The organism is Enterobacter sp. JMULE2 (assembly GCF_013337145.1).
Taxonomy (GTDB): domain Bacteria; phylum Pseudomonadota; class Gammaproteobacteria; order Enterobacterales; family Enterobacteriaceae; genus Enterobacter; species Enterobacter mori.
Window position 1 is genome coordinate 396,876 of sequence record NZ_SGWD01000018.1, and the last position, 21,841, is coordinate 418,716.

The following is a 21,841-nucleotide window of genomic DNA, read 5'->3' on the forward strand; positions in this document are numbered from 1 at the left end:
CGGGGAAACCCGGCTTTTTTGTGTCTAGTGATAGTTAATTTTGAACAGCACTACCGTTTCGAACGGGCCGGACTGAATGGCTTGACCCTCTACGGGCGATAGCTCTGCCGTGTAGGTTTGCTCATATTGCAACGTGCTGCCCGTAAAATCAGCATACTCTTCATAGTGGTTGAAGGTGTAGGGCTGCTGCGTTTCGTTAAGGATCCGCAGCTTTAAGCCGTTCCCGACCAATAACGCCGTATCGTCGGTGCTGAGTGACTCTGTGGTATAGAACGACGAATCCATTTTGAACCCATCTGAACATTGCGCATCCTGCACTTTGGTTGTTCGTACCGAAAATGTGCGAGTGCGCGTCTGCTGATTCACAATGTCGCGCGCGCTAAAAGTGCCGAAATCAATCTCCTGGTTCTCAGGGTAAATACTGAACGTCGCCCCGCAGTCCAGAACGGTAATATTTTGCAGGCCGTTAATATGATATTTGAGGTTTTTCGCGTCCACCATCTGGTTAACCCCACCTTTTCCGTCAAACTGCACGACGATGTAATCCCCCAGAGAGCTGACGTAGCCGTGGGGCGGCATCGCTTTGATTTTGACGTATAAACGCAGGCGAGCGACAAAAGTACGTGAAGTGTGAATATCGTCCGGGTTACCGGAACAGATGCGATTTTCCCATCCCATTTGTCGAATCTGGTCAGGGGTATAAATTGTGATGTTTTGGTTGTCCAGACACTGTCGGGTATCGACGCCGTTGGGCTGGCCTGTTGCATCGTAGTCTATCCCTTCATAGGTTACCCCAAGTTCATAATAGGGATCGGTAGCAGAAGGATATGGGTTCACCCAGCCAAAAACGTCTTCAGGTTGAAAACTGCTTGTGACGTTGTGATCGCACGTCACCGGGATTTTGATGTCATCTGACTCCCAGATTTTTTCACCCACCTGCGCATTACTGGGAATAGCAAACGGAGAGATCGTTTTGACCTCTTCAACGGGGCCGCCGGAACCGCCCAGGTAGCAGTCAAGTGCCAGCGCGTCTTTTAAAGGCAGCACTGAGAGCAGCAATATAAACAATACCTTAGCGAGATTTTGCATCTTTTTCGATCTTCCTTTCGCTGAGCGTGCACTGCGCCGTTCCCGCACACTGCACGTCGACCTTTTTCAGCGCACCGTAATCGTCGATGTAACCGATGCTGTAATAATTACCGTGATAGTCACCCGTAGACGTGGTTGCTGTAGCGAAAGGCGCGATCATCAGGCTGTCAAAGCCCGGGAGCATGGTCTTAGCATTCTTGCTGAGCCACGCGAGGGTGATGTAATACGGCGTGGGGTTATGCACGGTCATCCCTTTGGCATTGGCTGAAATTTCCATGCGCATTTCCGCCAGCTCACCGGGCTTTTTGGTAATCGCTTTTGGACGCCAGAACAGTTTGATCCTGCTCTGCATCGCGACCTGCATGACGCTGCGTTCCTCGCTGGCGCTGCTGCTTTTCGGCGGCACTTCGCGCAGGTTGAAATAAAACAGGGATTCTCTGTCTTTCGGCAACTGGCTGGTGGCTGCTTGCTTAACGAACCTGATCTGCGACGCGGAGCCCGCTTCAAGGCGTTGAATGGGAGGGAGCGCCATGAAATGCGTGTCTTCTTTCCGGCCTTTTTCATCTTCAATCCAGGAGAGCGCCAGATAAGGCAACGCCTTGCTCTGGTTTTCAACCTTCAGGCTGCTGGCTTTGTCGCTTTCCGGGAAGACAATGCGCGTGCGGTCGAGGTTTACGGCCGCGTGGGTGGTGAATGCTGCGCCGGCCAGCATCAGGCACAGGCTTTTGAGTAGGGTTAATTTCATCATGGTTTCTTACTGACATGGCAGTATCAACTGCATACTGTTTTCAAGGTGTGAAGGTAACGCGAAGCGACACTGCTGATTGTCTCCCCACGTTACGCGGAACTGTTGTTCTGGCTCTACGGCACCGAGCCAGACGTGGCCGTCATCGGCGACCATGGCAATCTGCCGGTCGTTTTCCTGCAGGCGAACAACCGCACCCAGCGGCGGCGTGCCGGATGCGGTGCGTAAGATGCCTGTAATATCGTTGCCTGCACGCGTGGCAATCTGACGGAATCCAATCGCGCCTTCTGTCCAGGTTGAGGTGACGACGCGGGTGTCCACGTCCACGCCATCGGGCAGGTTGTTCATATTGACCTGCACGCTGGAGGGCGAATAGCTGGAGATGGACGGTAAAACGCCAATGCCAAACCGGTTTGTTTCATCCCGCGACATGTTCAGCGGGATGTTGCCTACGCCGTCGGTGCTGACCATCACGCGCGGTTCATTACCGTAGCTGCGGCGGTGCAGGGCGGCACCTTTCGCCGTTGCAGTAAACGAGCCGTTCCAGCTGGCGCTCAGGGAATTGTATTCATTAGCCTTATAGCTCCCGGAAAGATTCAGATCGCCATAAGGGGAATAATGTTGATAGTTGCCGCCCACCTGCGCACCAGCATCTGACTTCTCGCTCTCGGTGCCTGCGGAAACACCCCAGGTATTATTGCGGTCTGATGTGTCATACCACGATACGTTCTGGCTGAGACTGTCGCTGTTGCGCAGGTCGTAATTCAGTCGATGATCGGGATCGAGCGGCACGCTCAATGAGAGATAGAACTGCGTATCGTCGTCTTCATCTTCATAATGCGTTTTACTCCACGACAGGGTGACGCCCAGGTTTTTCCAGCGACCCAGGTCAAAGTTGTAGCCAGCGGTCACGCTGCCCGTTGTGGAAGGCGAGTCGTTCCACCAGGTTTGACGCAGCATGTTTACATAGAGGTTGAGTGATAACGCCGAAATGTATTGGCTGGCCGTCACGCTGAGCGTCTGTTTTTCGGACTGCCGATCGTTATTGTCATCATCCAGAAAACGGGCGTAGCTCAGGAACTGAGGGTCTGAGTAGCGATAGCTGGCGAGCGTAAGCTGACTGCCTGTGGTATCGAAACGTTTACTGTAGTTAAAGCGGTAGCTGTAGCCCGTCTGGCTATTCTGATTGGGCAACTGGCTGGTAGCCTGTGTGACGTCAAAAGAGAGGGCACCCAGGTACTCCATGTTTTGTCCGATGCCGGCAGCGACGGAACGGTAATGGTCGCCATCGGCGAGCGTACCGCCATAGAGGGAGGTTTGTGACAGCATCCCCCAGGAGAATTCACCGCTCAGAAACGCGTTATCTTCAACGTCATGCGAAGCGTCTTTGCGCGCTTTCCCGGTCGCCAGCTTGTAGCGAACCTGACCTTTGCGGGTTAAAAACGGGACCGATTCTGCGGAGACCTGGAAGGTGCTGACGCGCCCGTCTTCTTCCGTTACTTTGACGTCCAGCGTGCCCTGGACAGACTGGTTAAGATCCTGAATTACAAAGGGACCGGGCGGGACCTTGCTCTGGTAAATCACGCGATCGGCAAGGCTGACGGTGACCGTGGCGTTGGTTTGCGCTATCCCGGTAATTTGTGGCGCGTAACCCCGTAGCGACCACGGCAGCATGCGCTCATCGCTAATCAGGGATGCACCGGTATAGGTGAAAGCATCAAAAATAGCGGACTGGAAATCTGTTTCCCCTAGCGTAAGTTTGGCGCCGAGCGACGGGAGAGGGCGGAACATATAGACACGTGAAAAGCGACCATCATTTTCTGAACCCGTGTCAGTATGGGTTTGCGTGTACTGATAATCGCTGCGCAGCCGCCAGGCATCCATATTGGCACCCACCGTTCCGTAAGTGTTCGCATTGTCGGTACTGCTGCCATCATTTGGCTGATAATGGCTGGCAAAAATGTTGTAATCCAGCAGCACGCCGGGCACGCCGTTTTCCCAGGTTGAGGGCGGCATCCAGTCGGCAGCGCGGTACTGTAGCCACGCCTGGGGGATAGTGACTTTTAATGTTTGGCTGGCTTGCTCAAAGGTAAATTTAATATCCGGTTTGGACGTAAAGTCGACGCACCCGTCTTTTTCAGGCAATGCGCTACGGATGGAGTCTTGAAGTGCAAACGTATCGGCCAGCTCGGGTGGAATACAGACTTGTATGCTATTTTTTATCTCCCGCCAACGAAGCTCCCAGCCGTTCGCCAGCGGAATATCATTAATTGAAACGCTAACGAAATAGTTGCCTGGCGTGACGGATATTTGATCTTTAAAAAGGGATAAATCAACGCTGCCACGCTGATCTTTATCAATGGCATTGATGTTGAATTCGGTAGCGGAGCCAAGTTTCGTCATTAACAGGGACGTAATAATAATTATCCATTGTAATTTATATGTCATCGTCCTGTTACTCAAAAAATATAGATTGCCGGCTGCATTAAATGCCAGCCGGTTTATACCGTGACGTGATGTTATTATTTGTACATCAGAACATAGTTGGCAGTTGCTTCAACCTGACCCGCCGTAGCGGTTTTGCCTGCAAGCACTTCCATTAATGCTTTGAAGTGAAGAGTCTGAGTCGTTGAACCTGCCAGCAGGGCAACTTCATTAGCTGCACCCAGCGTAATGTTGGCTTCGGCGTTATCCAGCAGACGAACGCCAACGTTCTGAGCACCGCTTGCATAGGTGTTGCTCATCAGGCTGGTGTCAGTTGCGTCTGTTGCTGCGCTGGTGAAGGTGACATCGACTTTGGTAATTGGAGTGTCAGTCTCATCGGCCGGATCGTCAAGCTGGCAGTTTTCCAGATTGATATCAACCGGAACAGCGGTAGATTTCTTGTTGGCATTGATAACTGCTGTGGTCACTTCACCGAGATCCACTTCTTTATCAACGCTATCTGGTGCAATGTTGCAAGGCGCATCAATAACTACACCTTTGAATTTGATTTTGCCAGAACCCTGATCGTCAGCAAATGCAGAACCCGAGACAATGGCAGTCATTGCAACCGCTAACAGTAGTTTTTTACCCATATGCATGAAAATATCCTTTTTCAAATGAATTCATAAACTGAATATTAAATTTCAGAATACTCGCAAAGTATACGGGCTAAAGAGGTGAGGGGGCGATTAAATTGGCTAAAACTCATTTTAAGGAAATATTAAATTATAATTACTGGTTATTGTAAGCGGTGCATATAGTTACTGTTTTACCCGGAGATATTCGAAATAATTAAAGAGAATAAAAATAATGTAGATTGTCTTCGACAAAATAAGGAAATAATGCCTCCGCGTTTAACGGAGGCAAAACGCTCAACCAATACCTGCTGTTTGCAGCAACACCAGGCTCAGGCCCATCACCGACATCCCGCACAGTACGCCATAGCTGGGGTTGTTATTCGGATCGATCTCTTTTGCCAGCGGCATCAGTTCATCCACAGAGAGGGCGACCATAATCCCCGCGACCGCCGCCATAATGGCTGCTATCACGACCGGAGACACCAGGCTGCCGAGGATCAGCCACGCCAGCACCCCGCCGAGGATTTCGGCCATCCCGGAGATCCCCGCCCAGAATACGGCCGTGCGTTTTGAGCCGGTCGCAGCATAAACCGGTCCGGCAACGGCCAGTCCTTCAGGGATATTGTGTAAGGCCACCGCCAGGGCGATGCCAAAGCCCATCTCCAGATTGCTGCTGGCCGTCACGTAGGTGGCGACCCCCTCCGGGAAGTTATGCAGGCTGATACCGAGCGTCAGCAGAATGGCGGTACGCTTGATATTGCGCGGCAGGGGGGTAACGTTTTTCTGCATTAAATCCTGCGGATGTGCATGAGGCAGCATGCGGTCGAGGGCAAAGTAGCCCAGCAGGCCCAGTACAAACATGCCGTAGCCCAGAATGGGCGACATGCCCCTGGTACCCAGTGCCGCAGGGAGCATCTCCATTAACGAGATGAGCAGCATAATCCCGGCGGCAAAGCCCAGTGAGAAGGCCAGCACGCGATTAGACGGTTTTTGTCCGAGCACGCCGAGGATCGCGCCAATAAAGGTGGCTGCCCCCGCCAGTATTGTCAGAATTAAAGGTACTGACATTCATCCCTCCTTACGCTGTACCTGATATTCAAATTTCCTGATGATGATCTTCATGCTTATCTGCGTTTATCTGCACGCGATCGCGCGTAATGTAGCACCATCAAATTGCCAATATCTCTAAGGATATCACCATGACTTCTTCACGTATGCCAGCACTGTTTTTAGGCCACGGTAGCCCAATGAACGTTCTGGAAGATAACGTCTATACCCGCGCCTGGCGTCATCTGGGCGAGACGTTGCCGCGTCCGAAGGCGATTGTGGTGGTATCTGCACACTGGTTTACCCGTGGTACGGGCGTCACCGCGATGGAAGCACCAAAGACCATCCATGATTTCGGCGGCTTCCCGCAGGCGCTGTACGACACGCATTATCCTGCGCCGGGTTCGCCTGAACTGGCGCAACAGCTGGTTGATTTACTGGCTCCCGTTCCGGTCACGCTGGATAAAGAAGCCTGGGGCTTTGACCACGGCTCCTGGGGCGTGCTGATTAAGATGTACCCGGATGCCGATATCCCAATGGTGCAGTTGAGCATCGACAGCACCAAACCTGCCGCCTGGCATCTGGAGATGGGCCGCAAGCTGGCAACCCTGCGTGATGAAGGCATCATGCTGGTGGCGAGTGGTAACGTGGTGCATAACCTACGTACGGCGCGCTGGCACGGTGAGAACACGCCGTACCCGTGGGCAACCTCGTTTAACGACTACGTCAAAGCAAACCTGACGTGGCAAGGCCCGAGTGAGGCGCATCCGCTGGTGAACTATCTGGATCACGAAGGCGGTTCGCTCTCTAACCCTACGGCGGAACACTTCCTGCCGCTGCTTTATGTATTAGGCGCATGGGACGGTCAGGAGCCGATTACCATTCCGGTTGATGGTATTGAGATGGGCAGTTTGAGTATGCTGTCGGTGCAGATTGGGTAAAAACATGCCGGGTGGCGGCTTCGCCTTACCCGGCCTACATGTCGCGCGTAGGCCCGGTAAGCGTAGTGTATGACCGGATACATAGGTGACAGATCAGACCGGGAACATAGGTAACACTTTTCAGTCTATCCGGAGCACACTCTCGGTTTTTCGGTCGTAGTACGCAAGCGTTATTCCGTTAAAGATGATGGCCTCAAGGCCATCATCCTGTTCTTCCAGCATGATGTACTCATCAGTCAGCGCTTCACTCAGGAACACCGTCCCCTTTTTCCCCATATAGAGTGTCCCCCGCGATTTTACCCTGTAGACCGTACCGCCTTCCGGATACGCGTATTCAGGAACACGGCCATCCCAGTGTCGGTTCGAGGGGTGCCATACCGTTCCGGGCGTTGCACCCGCCAGAGCTTCATGCGGCCTTTCGTGGTTAAATTCTTCCCGGTAGTCACTGAACCACCGCTGTTGTTCTTCCATCGTCATGAAGGTGTTGCCCTGTTTCACCGCACTTTTCAGGGAGCGGTGCATTCGCTCATGACGGCCATTTTCTTCCGGATGCCCCTTCCTGATACGCTCAGGCCTGATGCCCAGCTTGATTAGCCAGACGGCAAGACGACTTAGTCCGGCTATCCCTGTTCCCGCGAAGGGCTGACCGTTATCGGTTCTGAGCACTTCCGGCAGACCGTATTCCAGGAACGCATCCGTCAGGCACTGTCTGACGAAGGGCTCACTCTCCCGGTCGGTTCCCCGGCAGCTCAGAAGATACCGGCTGTGATTGTCGGTCAGGGTGAAGGGATGGCAGTACTCTCTGCTCAGCAGCCTGAACTTGCCTTTAAAATCAGCGCTCCAGACCTGATTGTTCTCACTGATGGTGGTCAGGGGCTGGCGATTGCCCGGGGTCCTGCGTTTTCGCTTTTTATCCGGAACCAGGCCTTCACGCTTGAGGATATCGCCGATAGTGCTGGCAGCAGGTACGGTAAAATCGACATGATGATTGAGCAGCCACATCCGCAGTTTTTTCGGACCCCAGTCAGGGTGTTTTTGCCTCAGGGCCGTAAGCTGTCCGGCGATATCATCAGGAACCGTCCGGGAGTGGGAGTGTGGCGCGCGCGACCGGTCAGAGAGAGATGACAGGTCAGCGGGGTCAAAACGCTGAAGCCATTTATAGCCGGTTTTACGGCTGATGCCAAAAAGACGGCAAAGCGCGGAGAAGGAGTCCGTACCTGCATGGCAGGCACGGATAAAATCAAGGCGTTGCATAGGTCGGGTCTCAGTCCAGGGCATAGCGAGTCTCCTCTTCTATGCCAGTTATAACTGTTACCCATGTATCCGGTCTAAAGTGTTACCCATGTTTCCGGTTCATACCGTAGCGCCACCGGGCAAGTCTTACTCCACAAAAATATGCGGATAAAACCGTGACAGATCCTGGGTGATCAGCGCGCGATCTTCGCGAATACCAATCCCGGCTGGCTGATCGTTGATGAGCCAACTGCCAATCAGGGTATAGCTGTCGCCAAACTTCGGCAGTTGCCAGAACTCCTGGACGATCATCCCTTCTTCGCCGTAAGGTCCTTCAACCGCTTCCAGCGTTTTGCCGTTTTCGATGATGGAGACGTTTGCCCCCTCGCGGGAGAAGATCGGCTTAACGACGTATTTTTCCATTTGCGGGTGATCGTCTTCCGCAAAGTACGCCGCCAGCAGGTTCGGATGGTTCGGGAACATCTCCCACAGCATCGGCAGCAGGGCTTTGTTGGAGATAATGCTCTTCCACGCTGGCTCCAGCCAGCGCACGCCAGCGTCTTCCAGCTTGGTGGAGAACATCTCGCGCAGCATGTACTCCCACGGGTAGAGCTTGAACAGGTTGCTGATGATCTGGTCCTGCGTGTCGGTAAACTGACCTTTCTCCCCCAGACCAATATCTTCGATATAGAGGAACTCTGTCGCCACTTCCGCTTCTGCTGCACAATCCTGCAGATACTGCACCGTTCCACGGTCTTCTTCCGTGTCGCGGCAGCAGGCGAGGTGCAGCAGATTGAAGCCGTGCTGTTCGCGCAGTTCGGCGAAACGCTCAATCAGCTTTTCCTGCAGGCTGTTGAACTGGTCGCTTCCTTCCGGCAGGTTTCCAGCATTGATTTGATCTTCCAGCCAAATCCACTGGAAGAATGCCGCTTCATACAGGGAGGTTGGCGTATCGGCGTTATTTTCCAGGAGCTTAGGTTCACCCACGCCATCCCAGGCGAGATCGAGGCGAGAGTAAAGTGAAGGTTGGTTCGTTTTCCACGACTGGCGTACAAAGCTCCAGGTGTGCTTCGGAATGCGGAATTTGGTCATCAGCTCATCGCTGTCGATAACCTTCTCAACAACCTTCAGGCACATCTGGTGCAGCTCTGCGGTGACCTCTTCCAGCTTTTCAACCTGGGCAAGCGTGAGCTTATAGTAAGCATCCTCACACCAGTACGGCTCGCCGTACATGGTATGGAAGTTAAAACCGTACTCGGTGGCTTTTTCGCGCCAGTCCGGGCGCTCAACAATACTGACTCGTTCCATGATCAGCCGCCCATTGAGCGAGTAGAGGTACCGGTCGCGCTACGCTGCATGGTGGTTTGTTTCGCCACAGACTCACCGAAGCCGCCACGGGTGATGGTGCTGGTGGTCGCTGGCTTAGGTGCCATCGCCGTTTTAGGCACGGTAGTGGTACGGCCAGGCGTTGCTGCACCGTAGTTTTTACCGGTGGCGTCGGTGTATTTACCGTATGCCGGGCTGTTTGGGTTTTTGGAGCTAAACAGCGGCTGCTGCTGGTAGCCCGCGCCGCCGCTCATCATGCGGCCCATCATGTAGCCCGCCATCAGCGGCATCCAGAAGCTGCCGCTGGACTGCGCCTGCGCCTGGTTTTCCGGTGCCATGCCTGCCTGAGCAGGCGCCTGCTGGCACTGGCCTTCGCCGAATTCCGCCACGCAGTCTTCGCGCGAAGCATATTTCGGTGCGGTACGTTCCGCTTCTTTCAGCGCGCTGTTATAAGCCGTCGTACATTCCGCGGCTTTACCGGTTGCGGCCGAGCAGTCGTCCGCGTTTTGATACATCGAGACCGTTTCGTCGCTTTGCTCACAGCCTGCCAGCATAAAGACGGCGGTGACCGCCAGTGCAACTGGGGTGAGGTGACGTGCGTTCCAGCTTTTGCGGAACGACGCGTGATTCATCGTTTTTGTCCGTTTCATGTTTGTCTTCCAGGACCCAGTGGTAATAACGCTCAGGATAGAGGATGAGTGGTTGAAAATGAAGCGAAGAGGGGCGGAATCAGGGGGATCTTTACGTTGGCTTACGTTCGGATGTGATTTTGCGCCGGGTGGCGCTGCGCTTACCCGGCCTACGATCAAGTAGGCCCGATAAGCGAAGCGCTATCGGGCAATGCTTAGTTACGGAACGGATTACTGCCGGTGTTGGTACGTGCTGCCGCTGGTTGTGCAGCAGGCGCGCCACCTTCAGCGTTGTAGTTATCCACCGCGGCAACCTGCTGCGGGTTCTCCGGTGCAACGCTTTCCGGTGAAGTCGACACTGGTTTGCCCAGCGTGCTGTTCAGCATTTGCAGATCCTGCTCGTTAAGCGTACCCAGCGCCTGCTTGATATTCAGCTGGTTAATCAGGTACTGGTAACGTGCGCTGGAGAGCTGCTGTTTCGCGTTGTACAGCGTGGTGGTTGCGTCCAGGACGTCAACGATGGTACGGGTACCGACGGAGTAACCCGCTTCGTTCGCATCCAGAGAGCTCTGGGCAGAGACAACGGCCTGTTTATACGCGTTGATGCTGCTGATCGAGGCGTTCACGTTGTTGAAGGAGGAACGCACGGTCTGCACCACGTTGCGGTGGGCGCTTTCCAGCTGCTCGCTCGCGCCAACAAAGTTGTACTGCGCCTGTTTCACCTGCGAGTTAACCTGACCGCCCTGGTACAGCGGCAGAGAGAAGCTCAGGCCCACTTTGTTCTGGCCCATATTGCTGTCGTCATACTGGGACGTATTGGTTTTAGAGCCGCTATAGCTGGTATCAGAGACACCGGTTGACGCGCTCAGGCTCAGGGTTGGCAGGTGGCCGTCCTGCGCCTGACGGATTTGTTCGCGGGCCAGGTCCTGGCTCAGACGCGCCTGCAATAACGCCAGGTTGCGGTTTTCCGCCTCTTTCAGCAGGGCGTTTACGGCCTGCGGTTTATCCGTTTTAAAGCTGTCCACGTTCAGGGACGCCAGCTCTGGATAGTAGTTACCGGTGACCTGACGCAGGGATTCCAGCGCGTTATCGAGGTTGTTACGGGCAGTCACCTCGTTAGCCAGCACGGTGTCGTACTGTGAGCGGGCGTTCTGCACGTCAGTAATCGCGACCAGACCCACGTTGAAACGCTGGGTCGTTTGATCTAACTGACGGTAAACCGCCTGTTTCTGCGCTTCGGTATAGGAGAGTGCGTCAATCGCGCTCAGCACGTTGAAGTACGCGGTGGCGGTATTGAGGATCAGCGTCTGCTGATCGGTCTGATACGTCACATCCTGAATACCCGCGCTCTTTTCCTGCAGGGTCAGGGCGCGCCATTTGGACATGTCAAACAGCGTCTGGGTTAACTGCAGTGATGCGCTGGTGGCATTGGAGTTAACGCCGTTAGCGTCGCGAAAACCGTTGCTGTAGGTGTAATCTGCACCTAAACCTAACTGCGGCAGCAGCGGGCTACGCGCTTCGTTAATCTTTTCAAACGCAGCATCACGATCGGCCGCTGATTTACGTAAATCAGGGTTGCCCAGACGTGCCTGCTGGTAGACCTGTAACAGGTTTTCCGCCTGGCTCATTGCACTGAAGCCCGTCAGGCTCAGGCCGATAAGGATGGGGAGCAATTTCTTCATTTGCATTCCTTGTTGTGAAGCAGTATTAGCGCTGATCTAATTAAAAATAATTGCCGATTCTAACAGAATCATCCACACCAAAAGGTTGGCGTTACGTGCCATCTGGCGGTAATTTGCACCAATCTATCATATAGCCTTACAAACGGCAGCCAAACAGCCTTGAAATTCATCATTTCATCACCATTGCTACCAGGACATGATTTATGCAAAAAACAGAGAAGTTGCCCGTCACATTCGCCAAAAACGATGTAGAAATTATTGCACGAGAAACGCTTTATAGCGGTTTTTTTTCAATGGATCTTTACCGTTTCAGGCATCGCCTGTTTAACGGCGAGATGAGCGGCGAAATCAGACGCGAAATTTTTGAGCGCGGGCATGCTGCAGTCTTGCTACCCTTTGACCCAGTGCGCGATGAAGTGGTGCTGGTTGAGCAGATCCGCATCGCCGCTTATGACGTCAGCGAAAGCCCGTGGCTGCTGGAGATGGTGGCCGGGATGATTGAAGAGGGCGAATCGGTCGAGGACGTTACCCGGCGCGAAGCGCTGGAAGAGGCGGGTCTGGTTGTCGGCAGAACAAAGCCCGTGCTCAGCTATCTGGCAAGCCCGGGTGGCACAAGTGAACGCTTATCCATTATGGTGGGCGAAGTGGACGCCACGACCGCGGAAGGGATCCACGGTCTGGCAGATGAAAACGAAGATATTCGGGTTCATGTGGTGAGCCGGGAACAGGCTTACCAGTGGGTAGAAGAGGGGAAAATCGACAACGCAGCGTCTGTCATCGCCCTGCAATGGCTGCAACTGCATTATCAGACATTACGAAACGAGTGGAAAAAATGAAGCGCTATACGCCTGACTTCCCAGAAATGATGCGCCTGTGCGAAACCAATTTCGCACAGCTGCGCCGCCTGCTGCCGCGAAACGACGCACCCGGCGAAACGGTAAGCTATCAGGTGAGCAACGCGCAGTATCGGTTAACGATAACAGAATCAACGCGCTACACTACTCTGGTAGAGATTGAGCAAACGGCCCCCAGCATTAGCTACTGGAGCTTGCCGTCGATGACGGTGCGCCTTTATCACGACGCGATGGTCGCTGAAGTGTGTTCGAGCCAGCAGATCTTTCGCTTCAAAGCGCGGTATGATTACCCGAATAAAAAGTTGCATCAACGCGACGAAAAGCATCAAATTAACCAGTTTTTAGCCGACTGGCTAAGATATTGTTTAGCACATGGAGCAATGGCGATTCCGGTTTGTTAGCGTCATAAACCTACCTAAGGACACCATTTGGAAAGCCTGTTGAACCTGACTGTTGCTGGTGGGGCGCCAGTCAGGATATTACAAATCACCGATACCCACCTGTTTGCCGAAAAGCATGAAACGCTGCTGGGCGTGAATACCTGGGAGAGCTATCAGGCTGTACTCAACGCGATTCACGCCGAAAATCGCGCCTGCGATCTGATTGTCGCAACGGGCGATCTGGCGCAGGATCAGTCCTCCGCGGCCTATCAGCATTTTGCTGAAGGCATCGCGAGCTTCAGCGTGCCCTGCGTATGGCTGCCCGGCAACCATGATTTCCAGCCTGCCATGTACAGTTCGCTCCTGGAGTCGGGTATCTCCCCGGCGAAGTGTGTTTTTGCAGGGGATCACTGGCAAATTTTACTGCTCGACAGCCAGGTCTTTGGCGTCCCGCACGGTGAGTTAAGCGAGTTTCAGCTTGACTGGCTCGAAACCAAACTGGCTGCCGAACCGGCACGCAATACGCTGCTGTTGCTTCATCATCATCCGCTGCCAGCGGGCTGCAGCTGGCTCGATCAACACAGCCTGCGTAACTCAGCGGCGCTGGACAGCGTGCTGGTGAACTTCCCTCGCGTGAAAAATCTGCTGTGCGGACACATTCATCAGGAACAGGATCTCGACTGGAATGGCCGCAGAATGCTCGCCACGCCGTCCACTTGCGTGCAATTTAAGCCGCATTGCGCCAACTTCACCCTGGACACCATCGCCCCAGGCTGGCGCTGGCTGGAACTGCATGCCGATGGCAACCTGACGACAGAAGTGTGCCGTTTGTCAGGCGCAAAATTCCGCCCCGATACCGCTTCAGAAGGCTATTGATGTCTACGCTTCTCTATCTTCACGGGTTCAACAGCTCGCCGCGCTCCGCGAAAGCGACGCAGTTTCGCCACTGGCTGAGCGAGCATCATCCGCACGTTGAGATGATTGTCCCGCAACTGCCGCCCTACCCGGCGGAAGCGGCGGAGATGCTGGAATCGATCGTCCTCGAACACGGTGGCGAATCCTTTGGCGTGGTCGGTTCATCGCTGGGAGGATATTACGCCACCTGGTTGTCGCAATGCTTTATGCTGCCCGCAGTGGTGGTTAACCCAGCGGTACGGCCATTTGAGCTACTGAGGGACTTTCTTGGCGAAAACGAGAACCCCTACACCGGCCAACAATATGTGCTAGAGTCACGCCATATTTACGATCTCAAAGTTATGCAGGTCGACCCGCTTGAAGCGCCGGATCTCATCTGGCTGCTGCAGCAGACGGGTGATGAAGTGCTGGATTACCGCCAGGCAGTGGCGTATTACGCATCCTGCCGCCAGACTATAGAAGAGGGCGGAAACCATGCTTTCACGGGCTTTGAGGATCATTTCACCCAGATTGTCGATTTTCTTGGACTGCACAGCCACTGACAATCAATGCGAATTGCTAGTTTAAATCATGACGCAAACCTATAACGCTGATGCCATTGAGGTCCTCACCGGGCTTGAGCCGGTTCGCCGCCGCCCGGGGATGTACACCGATACGACGCGCCCAAACCACCTGGGCCAGGAAGTTATTGATAACAGTGTGGACGAAGCGCTGGCAGGCCATGCCAAACGCGTTGACGTTATCCTGCACGCCGATCAGTCGCTGGAAGTTATCGACGACGGGCGCGGCATGCCGGTGGATATCCACCCGGAAGAGGGCGTGCCTGCCGTTGAGCTGATCCTCTGTCGTCTGCATGCGGGCGGTAAGTTCTCCAACAAAAACTACCAGTTCTCCGGTGGCCTGCACGGCGTGGGCATTTCCGTCGTGAACGCCCTGTCCAAACGCGTGGAAGTGAACGTTCGTCGCGACGGCCAGGTCTATAACATCGCCTTTGAAAACGGCGATAAGGTGCAGGATCTGCAGGTTGTCGGCACGTGCGGAAAACGCAACACCGGCACCAGCGTCCACTTCTGGCCTGACGAAAGCTTCTTCGACAGCCCGCGTTTTTCCGTTTCTCGCCTGACGCACCTGCTGAAAGCCAAAGCGGTGCTGTGTCCGGGCGTGGAAATCACTTTTACAGACCACGTTAACAATACCGCGCAAACCTGGTGCTACGCCGATGGTCTGAACGACTACCTGTGCGAAGCGGTAAACGGCCTGCCAACGCTGCCGGAAAAACCGTTTGTCGGTAACTTTAGCGGCGATACAGAAGCCGTGGACTGGGCGCTACTGTGGCTGCCGGAAGGCGGCGAGCTGCTGACCGAAAGCTACGTTAACCTGATCCCGACCATGCTGGGCGGTACGCACGTCAACGGCCTGCGTCAGGGGCTGCTGGACGCGATGCGCGAATTCTGCGAATACCGCAACATCCTGCCGCGCGGCGTGAAGCTGTCTGCGGAAGATATCTGGGATCGCTGCGCCTACGTGCTCTCCGTGAAGATGCAGGATCCGCAGTTTGCCGGTCAGACCAAAGAGCGTCTGTCGTCACGTCAGTGCGCGGCGTTCGTTTCCGGCGTGGTGAAAGATGCGTTTACCCTGTGGCTGAACCAGAACGTTCAGGCAGCAGAAATGCTGGCTGAAATGGCGATCTCCAGCGCCCAGCGTCGTCTGCGTGCCGCGAAGAAAGTGGTGCGTAAAAAGCTGACCAGCGGCCCCGCGCTGCCGGGCAAGCTGGCGGACTGTACCGCGCAGGATCTCAACCGTACCGAGCTGTTCCTCGTGGAAGGAGACTCGGCGGGCGGATCGGCCAAGCAGGCGCGCGATCGTGAATATCAGGCGATCATGCCGCTCAAGGGTAAGATCCTGAATACCTGGGAGGTCTCTTCTGATGAAGTGCTGGCCTCGCAAGAAGTTCACGATATCTCGGTGGCGATTGGCATCGATCCGGACAGCGACGATCTGAGCCAGCTGCGCTACGGCAAAATCTGTATCCTCGCGGATGCGGACTCCGATGGTCTGCATATCGCCACGCTGCTGTGCGCGCTGTTCGTGAAGCACTTCAAAACGCTGGTGAAAAACGGCCACGTTCACGTGGCGCTGCCGCCGCTCTACCGTATCGATCTCGGTAAAGAGGTTTACTACGCGCTGACGGAAGAAGAAAAAGCGGGCGTGCTGGAACAGCTGAAGCGCAAGAAGGGCAAACCGAACGTGCAGCGCTTTAAAGGGCTGGGCGAGATGAACCCGATGCAGCTTCGCGAAACGACGTTGGATCCGAACACGCGCCGTCTGGTACAGCTAACGATCAGCGACGAAGACGAACAACAAACCAACGCCATGATGGATATGCTCCTTGCCAAGAAACGTTCGGAAGACCGACGTAACTGGCTGCAGGAGAAAGGCGATATGGCGGATATCGAGGCCTGATGCTGAAAAAGCCCTGCGATGCAGGGCTTTTTTTTGCCCGGTGGCGCTGCGCTTACCGGGCCTACGATCGATCCCCTCGCCCCTCTGGGGAGAGGGTTAGGGTGAGGGGAACGCCTCGCACTGACGTCAAAACTCCATCTTCACCGTAAACTGCACTTCGCGCGGATCGCCAATCTGGTTGCCCAGGTTGTTGGTCGCAATGGACGACGTGTAGTAGGTCTTATCAAACAGGTTTTTCACGTTCACCTGCAGCGTCACCGGATACTGCAGCTTCATCTTATACGCCGCAAACGCATCCGCCACGAAATAGCCCGGCAGATAGTAATCCGCACCGTTGGTTGCGGAACGACGGCTTACGCCATGCCCGCCGCCGCCCAGCGTCAGCGTATTCCCGGCAAACGCATTGTGAATATCGTAGGTCAGGAACAGGGAGCCGGTATGGCGCGGCACGTTTGGCAGCGGTTTGCCCGCATAGTCCGGGTCTTCCAGCACCTTCGCGTCGGTATAGCCGTAGCTGGCAATAATGTTGGTGTTCTCAGTCAGCGACCCCGCAAGATCCACTTCTACGCCCTGAGATCGCACGCGGCCTGCGGTTTTGGCGATGGTTTCATCACCCACGCTTTCGGTGTACAGCACGTTGCGCTTGTGGATATCAAACAGCGCAATATTGGCGGTAATGCCGTCGAACAGGTCAAACTTAGCACCGATTTCATACGCATTAGACGTTTCCGGCGGCAGGTCGCCGATGTAGCTCGCAATGGACGACTGCGGCATAAACGTCTGGGAATAGTTGGCAAATAGCGAGACTGCCGGGGTGAGCTTGTACACCAGCCCCAGCTTCGGCGTCCATTGGTCGTCGCGGCTGTCGGTATTCACGTTAAACGGACGGCCTTTGCCCGCGTACTGGGTGTAATACTGGTAGCGCAGTCCGGCGACGGCGATCCATTTATCGGTCAGGTACAGCGCGTCCTGCGCGTAGGCGGAGTAGCTCTCCTGCTTGATGGTCTGGTCGCTGTCGGACGCCGAGACGGTGGTGCACTTGTCGAGATTCCCATACGTCGGATTGTAGATATTGAAACCTTTGACGTTTTTACAGCGCATCATATCCGTGCGCAGCAGATCGTAATTCTCATACGACACACCGGTCAGGATCTCGTTGTAGAAACCGGCGATATCCACGTTCCCCTGCAGATCCGCCCGCGTCGTATGCATCCGCTGGGTTGAGCCCTGGGTGGCATCCACGCGGCGGGTCAGGTTGCCGGTTTTTGAATCGTAGGCCATCACGCGCGCCTGGTTATCGCTGTACTTATCCTGGCTGTAGCTGTAGTCGAACTTCGCAGTCCACTGGCTGTTAAGACGATATTCCGCGTTGAGCTGCGCGAGATCGGACTGCCCGTCGGTGACGTTAAACGATTCGTCAAAGCGGGTTTTGCGATCGACGTCGACAGCTTTTTTGGTGTTGAGATCGAAGATCGTTCCGCGATCGAACGGCGTTTTATAGTCGCGATGCGAATAGAGCACGGTCACGGTGGCGTCATCGCCAAACCAGGTGAGCGACGGGGCGATAAAGGTGCTGCGTTCGGTGCCGAAATTGCGCCAGTAGTCTTCGTCCTGATATTCCCCCGTCAGGCGATACGCCAGGCGCGTGCCGTCAATCGGGCCGGTGACGTCAAACTGACCGGTGCCGCCGCCAAAGCTGGATGAGGTGGCAGAAATTGAGCCGCCGAAGGTTTTCTCCGGGCGTTTGGTGACGACGTTAATCAGGCCGCCGGGGTCGAGAATACCGTACAGGGTCGAGGCCGGGCCTTTCAGCACCTCTACGCGTTCGGTTGAGGCGTTAAAGCTGCGCGGCAGCACGGTGCGCAGGCCGTTGGTCATGATCGAGCCGTCACGGTTCGCGCCGAAGCCACGGCGCACAAAGGCATCCTGCGTGCCGCCCAGGGTGTTGGTCTGCACCACGTTGCTGACGTTATACAGCGCCTCGTCGAGCGTGGTCGCGTTTTGGTCTTCCAGCACGTTATTGCTGACGGTATTGACCACCTGCGGGATGTCCAGCATCGGCATGTTGGTCAGCGTGGCGGTGGAGGTGTTCAGGGGCTGATAGCCGCTGGTGGCGTCGAGGGTCGCATTCGGATCGGCGGTAACGGTCAGGGTCTCGCCGTCGTTTGCCGCTGCGTGTACCAAAGGTGCCATAAACAACAGAGAAAAGAGCGCGCGCCCTTTTACCCCAGAGAATGAAGGTGTGAACTTAGCCATTACATCTGTTTTCCCAGAATATCCGGCGAAACAATCTTCGCGGAAAAATGTGTGAGTCATTGCCCTTACGGTCTGTTCGTTAGCCTGAATGGCATCGAACTTGTAATTGAGAATCATTCAATCATGCGGGATTGTAGTAGTAAATGGAAAAAGTAAAAAAATGACTACAGTGATTTCCGTACCGTTAAAATCAAAGTGATTGATATTTAACTTATTGAAATGGATTGATATTTATTGATTTAACTTTGCTTTACCTGTTGCGTTCACCCCTGGTTTATCCAGGGCTTTTATTCACTTGACTACTACATGGCGCAGCGGCAAACTTCTCAAAAGAGAATGAGTTTTATTTTTATTTATTGGTTTTTCATTACGTTGGCATTCACGTGGCGCATAACACGACAAAACCGGGACTGGTTCTGGAGAATCTTTCTGCGGGTTATCACAAAAAAATCATCGTTGATGATATCTCCCTCGCGATCCCGCAACGGAAGATGACCGTTCTGGTGGGGGCGAACGGCTGTGGCAAATCCACGCTGTTGAGCACCCTCGCGCGTCTGCTACAGCCGCTTGGCGGCAGCGTCGTGCTGGATGGCAAAGCCATTCATGAACAGCCGACCAAAGCGGTCGCCCGTCAGCTTGGCATTTTGCCGCAGTCTCCGCTGTTGCCGGAGGGGTTAACCGTTTTTGAACTGGTTTCGCGCGGGCGCTTTCCCTGGCAGAACGTTATGCGTCAGTGGAGTGATGAAGACGAGCTGGCGGTGGAGGAGGCATTACGCCTGACCGGAACGGCAGAGTTTGCTCATCTGCCGGTTGAAAGCCTGTCCGGCGGTCAGCGTCAACGCTGCTGGATCGCCATGGCTCTGGCGCAGCAAACGCCGTATATCCTGCTGGATGAGCCCACGACGTATCTCGACCTTCGCTATCAGGTGGAGATCCTGGAACTGCTGCACACCCTGACCCGCCAGCACGGGCGCACCGTGGTGGTGGTGCTGCACGATCTCAACTTCGCCGTGAACTACGGCGATTCGCTGGTCTTTTTACGCCAGGGCAAAGTCGAGGGTGTATTACATGAAGGTGACACCTGCACGCCGTCGCTGATCAAAACGGTGTTTGACGTCGACGTACATATGTCCGTTAACCCAATGACCGGAAAGCCGTTCTTTATGCCGTTTCGAAAGGTCGCAGAACAACCATGATGCGCACCTCTCTGGCATTCCTTGTATTCACATTGCTGCTGGCGATGGGCGCGATTGCACATCTGGGCATCGGCGCGCGCTTTATCGCTCCCCGGACGGTAGTGGATGCATTCTTCTATTTTGATCCGCGCAATTTCGACCATAACGTGATTATCAGGCTCCGGCTGCTGCGTCTCTGCGCCGCAATGGTGACGGGCGCCGCGCTCGGCGTGGCGGGCGTGCTGCTGCAGTCGGTGATCCGTAACCCGCTCGGCGAGCCGCATATTCTGGGGCTGAATGCAGGGGCGGCGCTGGCGGTAGTTATCACCAGCGCGCTGGGGCTGTCGCTGCCGTTTGGTCGCCCGCTCGTTGCCGCCGTTGGCGCCGCGGCGCTGTTTCTGCTGGTGCTGACGTTCTCCTCGTCTGGTCGCACCGGGCTGACGCCGATGAAAGTCACGCTGTGCGGCGTGGCGATGTCGGCATTTGCTTCATCGGTGACTGCCGCGATATTAATCCTTGATGAACAGACGCTGCTCGCCATGCGCACCTGGCTGGCGGGAGATTTAGCGGGGCTCAGCGCCGGGACGATAGGGAGCGCTGCAGGGGTTGCTGCCGCTGGCTTTGTGCTGGCGCTGTGGCTCTCGCCCTCGCTCAACATGCTGGCGCTGGGCGACAGAATGGCGCAGGGGCTTGGCGTCTCATTGCTGAAGACGCGCCTGTTCGCGCTGCTGGCGATTGCACTGCTCTGCGGCGCGGCGGTCTCCATCGCCGGACCGATTGGTTTTATCGGCCTTGTGGTACCACAGCTGATCCGCCGCCTGGTGACGGTGGACATCCGCGCAATGGTGCCGCTTTCGGCCCTGTGTGGGGCGCTGGTTCTCCTGCTGGCGGATGTTGCCGTCCGCACGCTGTTTACGCCGTATGAGCTGGCAACCGGCGTCATGACCGCGCTGGTCGGTGCGCCCGTCTTTATCTTCCTGGCGTCGAGGATGTTCAAATGAGCCGGGCGGGACTGCGTGCGCTACGCGTCGGCCCCCTTTCGGCGCTGGTTCGTCCAAAAGCGCTGGCATGCCTGGCATTGTTATCGCTGGCTGCCTTCTTGCTGCTCAGTTTTGGTCTGACCCACGGCTCGCTGCCCATTCCTGCCTCTGCCATCGGGCGCGCGCTGTTTTATCCGCAGACGCTGGAAGCAGAGACGCATTACATCGTGATGGATATCCGTCTGCCGCGCCTGCTGATGGCGGTGCTGTGCGGCGCGATGCTCGGTATGGCGGGGGCGGCGATGCAGTCCATCACCCGCAATGGCCTTGCTGACCCCGGGCTTATCGGCGTGAAAGAGGGCTGTAGCGCGGCGGTGCTGTTGCTGATTTTTCAGTTCCCGGCGCTTAGCCTGTACTGGCGACCGCTGGTTGGCATGGCCGGTGGGCTGCTGACCGCGCTGCTGGTGGTGGCGCTGGCACGCGATATTACCCGTCCGCGATTCATCCTGGCGGGTATCGGCGTGTCATGGGCGTTTGCCGCCGCAATGGGCGTTTTTATGACTACCGCGGACGTGCGCGACGTGCAGACCGCGATGCTGTGGCTGGCGGGAAGCCTGCATGCGGCAAACTGGATGCTGGTCAGCATTGCGGCAGCCTGGACGCTTCCCGCGTTCGCGCTGCTGCTCTTTACCGCACGCGCCGCCGACGTGGCGTTGCTGGGTAACCACACCGCGACCGGGCTTGGCGTGCGCACTTCACGACTTGCCTTGCTGCGCGTGCTTGCACCGGTCGTGCTCACCGCGGCCTGCGTCTCCTGTGTGGGGAGTATGGGTTTCGTGGGGCTGATTGCGCCGCATATGGCGCGCCTGCTGCTGCGCGGTGGGCAAACAGCATTGCTGACGGGAAGCGCCGTGCTGGGCGCGCTGCTGGTGCTGCTGGCGGATAACGTCGGGCGTCTGGCATTTTTGCCGCTACAGCTGCCGGCGGGGATTGTGATTTCACTGATTGGCGGGCCGTTTTTCCTGCTGCTGCTCTGGCAGCGTCGGGACCGATTTTAGAGGGAG

The 21,841-nt window shown here is 55.6% G+C and carries 19 protein-coding genes; 9 read left to right on the top strand and 10 right to left on the bottom strand.

The genetic code is table 11. From position 1 onward, the window contains the following. Nucleotides 1-24: 24 nt before the first annotated feature. From EXW94_RS26540 to zupT, 5 genes are all read right to left on the bottom strand, one after another. Entirely contained in the window at nucleotides 25-1,089 is a 1,065-nt protein-coding gene (locus tag EXW94_RS26540) for a fimbrial protein (protein ID WP_148400553.1), read from the bottom strand. Continuing rightward, a complete protein-coding gene (locus EXW94_RS26545) occupies nucleotides 1,073-1,834 on the bottom strand; it encodes a molecular chaperone (protein ID WP_174341584.1) in 762 nt (253 codons plus the stop codon). The genes EXW94_RS26540 and EXW94_RS26545 overlap by 17 nt, the downstream gene beginning before the upstream one ends. A 9-nt stretch (nucleotides 1,835-1,843) precedes the next feature. After that, nucleotides 1,844-4,282, bottom strand: a complete 2,439-nt coding sequence (locus EXW94_RS26550) for a fimbria/pilus outer membrane usher protein (protein ID WP_375336653.1) — start codon at nucleotides 4,280-4,282, stop codon at nucleotides 1,844-1,846. A 74-nt stretch (nucleotides 4,283-4,356) separates the two neighbouring features. Further along, nucleotides 4,357-4,917: a fimbrial protein gene (locus tag EXW94_RS26555; RefSeq protein ID WP_126815535.1), complete on the bottom strand. Its 561-nt coding sequence runs from the start codon at nucleotides 4,915-4,917 to the stop codon at nucleotides 4,357-4,359. Between the two features lie 273 nt (nucleotides 4,918-5,190). Then, nucleotides 5,191-5,964, bottom strand: coding sequence for a zinc transporter ZupT (zupT, locus tag EXW94_RS26560; protein WP_108416215.1), 774 nt, complete (start codon nucleotides 5,962-5,964; stop codon nucleotides 5,191-5,193). A 131-nt stretch (nucleotides 5,965-6,095) separates the two neighbouring features. On the opposite strand from zupT, the gene ygiD reads away from it, so the two are divergent. Beyond that, on the top strand, nucleotides 6,096-6,884 hold the full coding sequence (gene ygiD, locus EXW94_RS26565; RefSeq protein WP_148400556.1) for a 4,5-DOPA dioxygenase extradiol: 789 nt from the start codon (nucleotides 6,096-6,098) through the stop codon (nucleotides 6,882-6,884). A gap of 120 nt (nucleotides 6,885-7,004) precedes the next feature. Here the strand turns inward: ygiD and EXW94_RS26570 are convergent, their stop codons facing one another. From EXW94_RS26570 to tolC, 4 genes are all read right to left on the bottom strand, one after another. Further along, nucleotides 7,005-8,162: a DDE-type integrase/transposase/recombinase gene (locus EXW94_RS26570; protein ID WP_174339330.1), complete on the bottom strand. Its 1,158-nt coding sequence runs from the start codon at nucleotides 8,160-8,162 to the stop codon at nucleotides 7,005-7,007. 102 nt (nucleotides 8,163-8,264) lie between these two features. Continuing rightward, nucleotides 8,265-9,425, bottom strand: coding sequence for a glutathionylspermidine synthase family protein (locus tag EXW94_RS26575; RefSeq protein ID WP_174341517.1), 1,161 nt, complete (start codon nucleotides 9,423-9,425; stop codon nucleotides 8,265-8,267). Nucleotides 9,426-9,427: 2 nt separating this feature from the next. Further along, nucleotides 9,428-10,093: a DUF1190 family protein gene (locus EXW94_RS26580; protein ID WP_108416218.1), complete on the bottom strand. Its 666-nt coding sequence runs from the start codon at nucleotides 10,091-10,093 to the stop codon at nucleotides 9,428-9,430. Nucleotides 10,094-10,287: 194 nt separating this feature from the next. Then, nucleotides 10,288-11,754 (bottom strand): outer membrane channel protein TolC, encoded by a 1,467-nt coding sequence (gene tolC, locus EXW94_RS26585; RefSeq protein ID WP_174341518.1) that lies wholly within the window; start codon nucleotides 11,752-11,754, stop codon nucleotides 10,288-10,290. A gap of 203 nt (nucleotides 11,755-11,957) precedes the next feature. On the opposite strand from tolC, the gene nudF reads away from it, so the two are divergent. The 5 genes from nudF to parE are packed head-to-tail and all read left to right on the top strand — an operon-like array spanning nucleotide 11,958 to nucleotide 16,366. Next, complete coding sequence (nudF, locus tag EXW94_RS26590) at nucleotides 11,958-12,590, top strand: ADP-ribose diphosphatase (protein WP_174341519.1); 633 nt, start codon at nucleotides 11,958-11,960, stop codon at nucleotides 12,588-12,590. After that, a complete protein-coding gene (locus EXW94_RS26595) occupies nucleotides 12,587-13,009 on the top strand; it encodes a DUF1249 family protein (protein WP_003862516.1) in 423 nt (140 codons plus the stop codon). Before nudF ends, EXW94_RS26595 begins: the two co-directional genes overlap by 4 nt. Nucleotides 13,010-13,036: 27 nt before the next feature. After that, nucleotides 13,037-13,864 (top strand): 3',5'-cyclic-AMP phosphodiesterase, encoded by an 828-nt coding sequence (gene cpdA, locus EXW94_RS26600; RefSeq protein ID WP_042714985.1) that lies wholly within the window; start codon nucleotides 13,037-13,039, stop codon nucleotides 13,862-13,864. After that, the gene (yqiA, locus tag EXW94_RS26605; RefSeq protein WP_042714984.1) at nucleotides 13,864-14,445 is read left to right on the top strand and encodes an esterase YqiA; all 582 of its coding nucleotides are present in this window, start codon (nucleotides 13,864-13,866) and stop codon (nucleotides 14,443-14,445) included. The genes cpdA and yqiA overlap by 1 nt, the downstream gene beginning before the upstream one ends. 28 nt (nucleotides 14,446-14,473) lie before the next feature. Further along, entirely contained in the window at nucleotides 14,474-16,366 is a 1,893-nt protein-coding gene (gene parE, locus EXW94_RS26610; RefSeq protein WP_029740698.1) for a DNA topoisomerase IV subunit B, read from the top strand. A gap of 126 nt (nucleotides 16,367-16,492) precedes the next feature. On the opposite strand, the gene EXW94_RS26615 is transcribed toward parE, so the two are convergent. Then, nucleotides 16,493-18,622: a TonB-dependent siderophore receptor gene (locus EXW94_RS26615; RefSeq protein ID WP_174341520.1), complete on the bottom strand. Its 2,130-nt coding sequence runs from the start codon at nucleotides 18,620-18,622 to the stop codon at nucleotides 16,493-16,495. A 383-nt stretch (nucleotides 18,623-19,005) separates the two neighbouring features. Between EXW94_RS26615 and EXW94_RS26620 the strand changes: the two genes are divergently transcribed. Genes EXW94_RS26620 through EXW94_RS26630 form a run of 3 tightly spaced genes read left to right on the top strand, consistent with a single transcriptional unit; the run spans nucleotide 19,006 to nucleotide 21,835 of the window. Continuing rightward, on the top strand, nucleotides 19,006-19,818 hold the full coding sequence (locus EXW94_RS26620; protein ID WP_108416529.1) for an ABC transporter ATP-binding protein: 813 nt from the start codon (nucleotides 19,006-19,008) through the stop codon (nucleotides 19,816-19,818). Then, complete coding sequence (locus tag EXW94_RS26625) at nucleotides 19,815-20,798, top strand: iron ABC transporter permease (RefSeq protein ID WP_174341521.1); 984 nt, start codon at nucleotides 19,815-19,817, stop codon at nucleotides 20,796-20,798. Before EXW94_RS26620 ends, EXW94_RS26625 begins: the two co-directional genes overlap by 4 nt. Further along, a complete protein-coding gene (locus EXW94_RS26630) occupies nucleotides 20,795-21,835 on the top strand; it encodes an iron ABC transporter permease (RefSeq protein ID WP_174341522.1) in 1,041 nt (346 codons plus the stop codon). The genes EXW94_RS26625 and EXW94_RS26630 overlap by 4 nt, the downstream gene beginning before the upstream one ends. The last annotated feature ends 6 nt before the right edge of the window (nucleotides 21,836-21,841 follow it).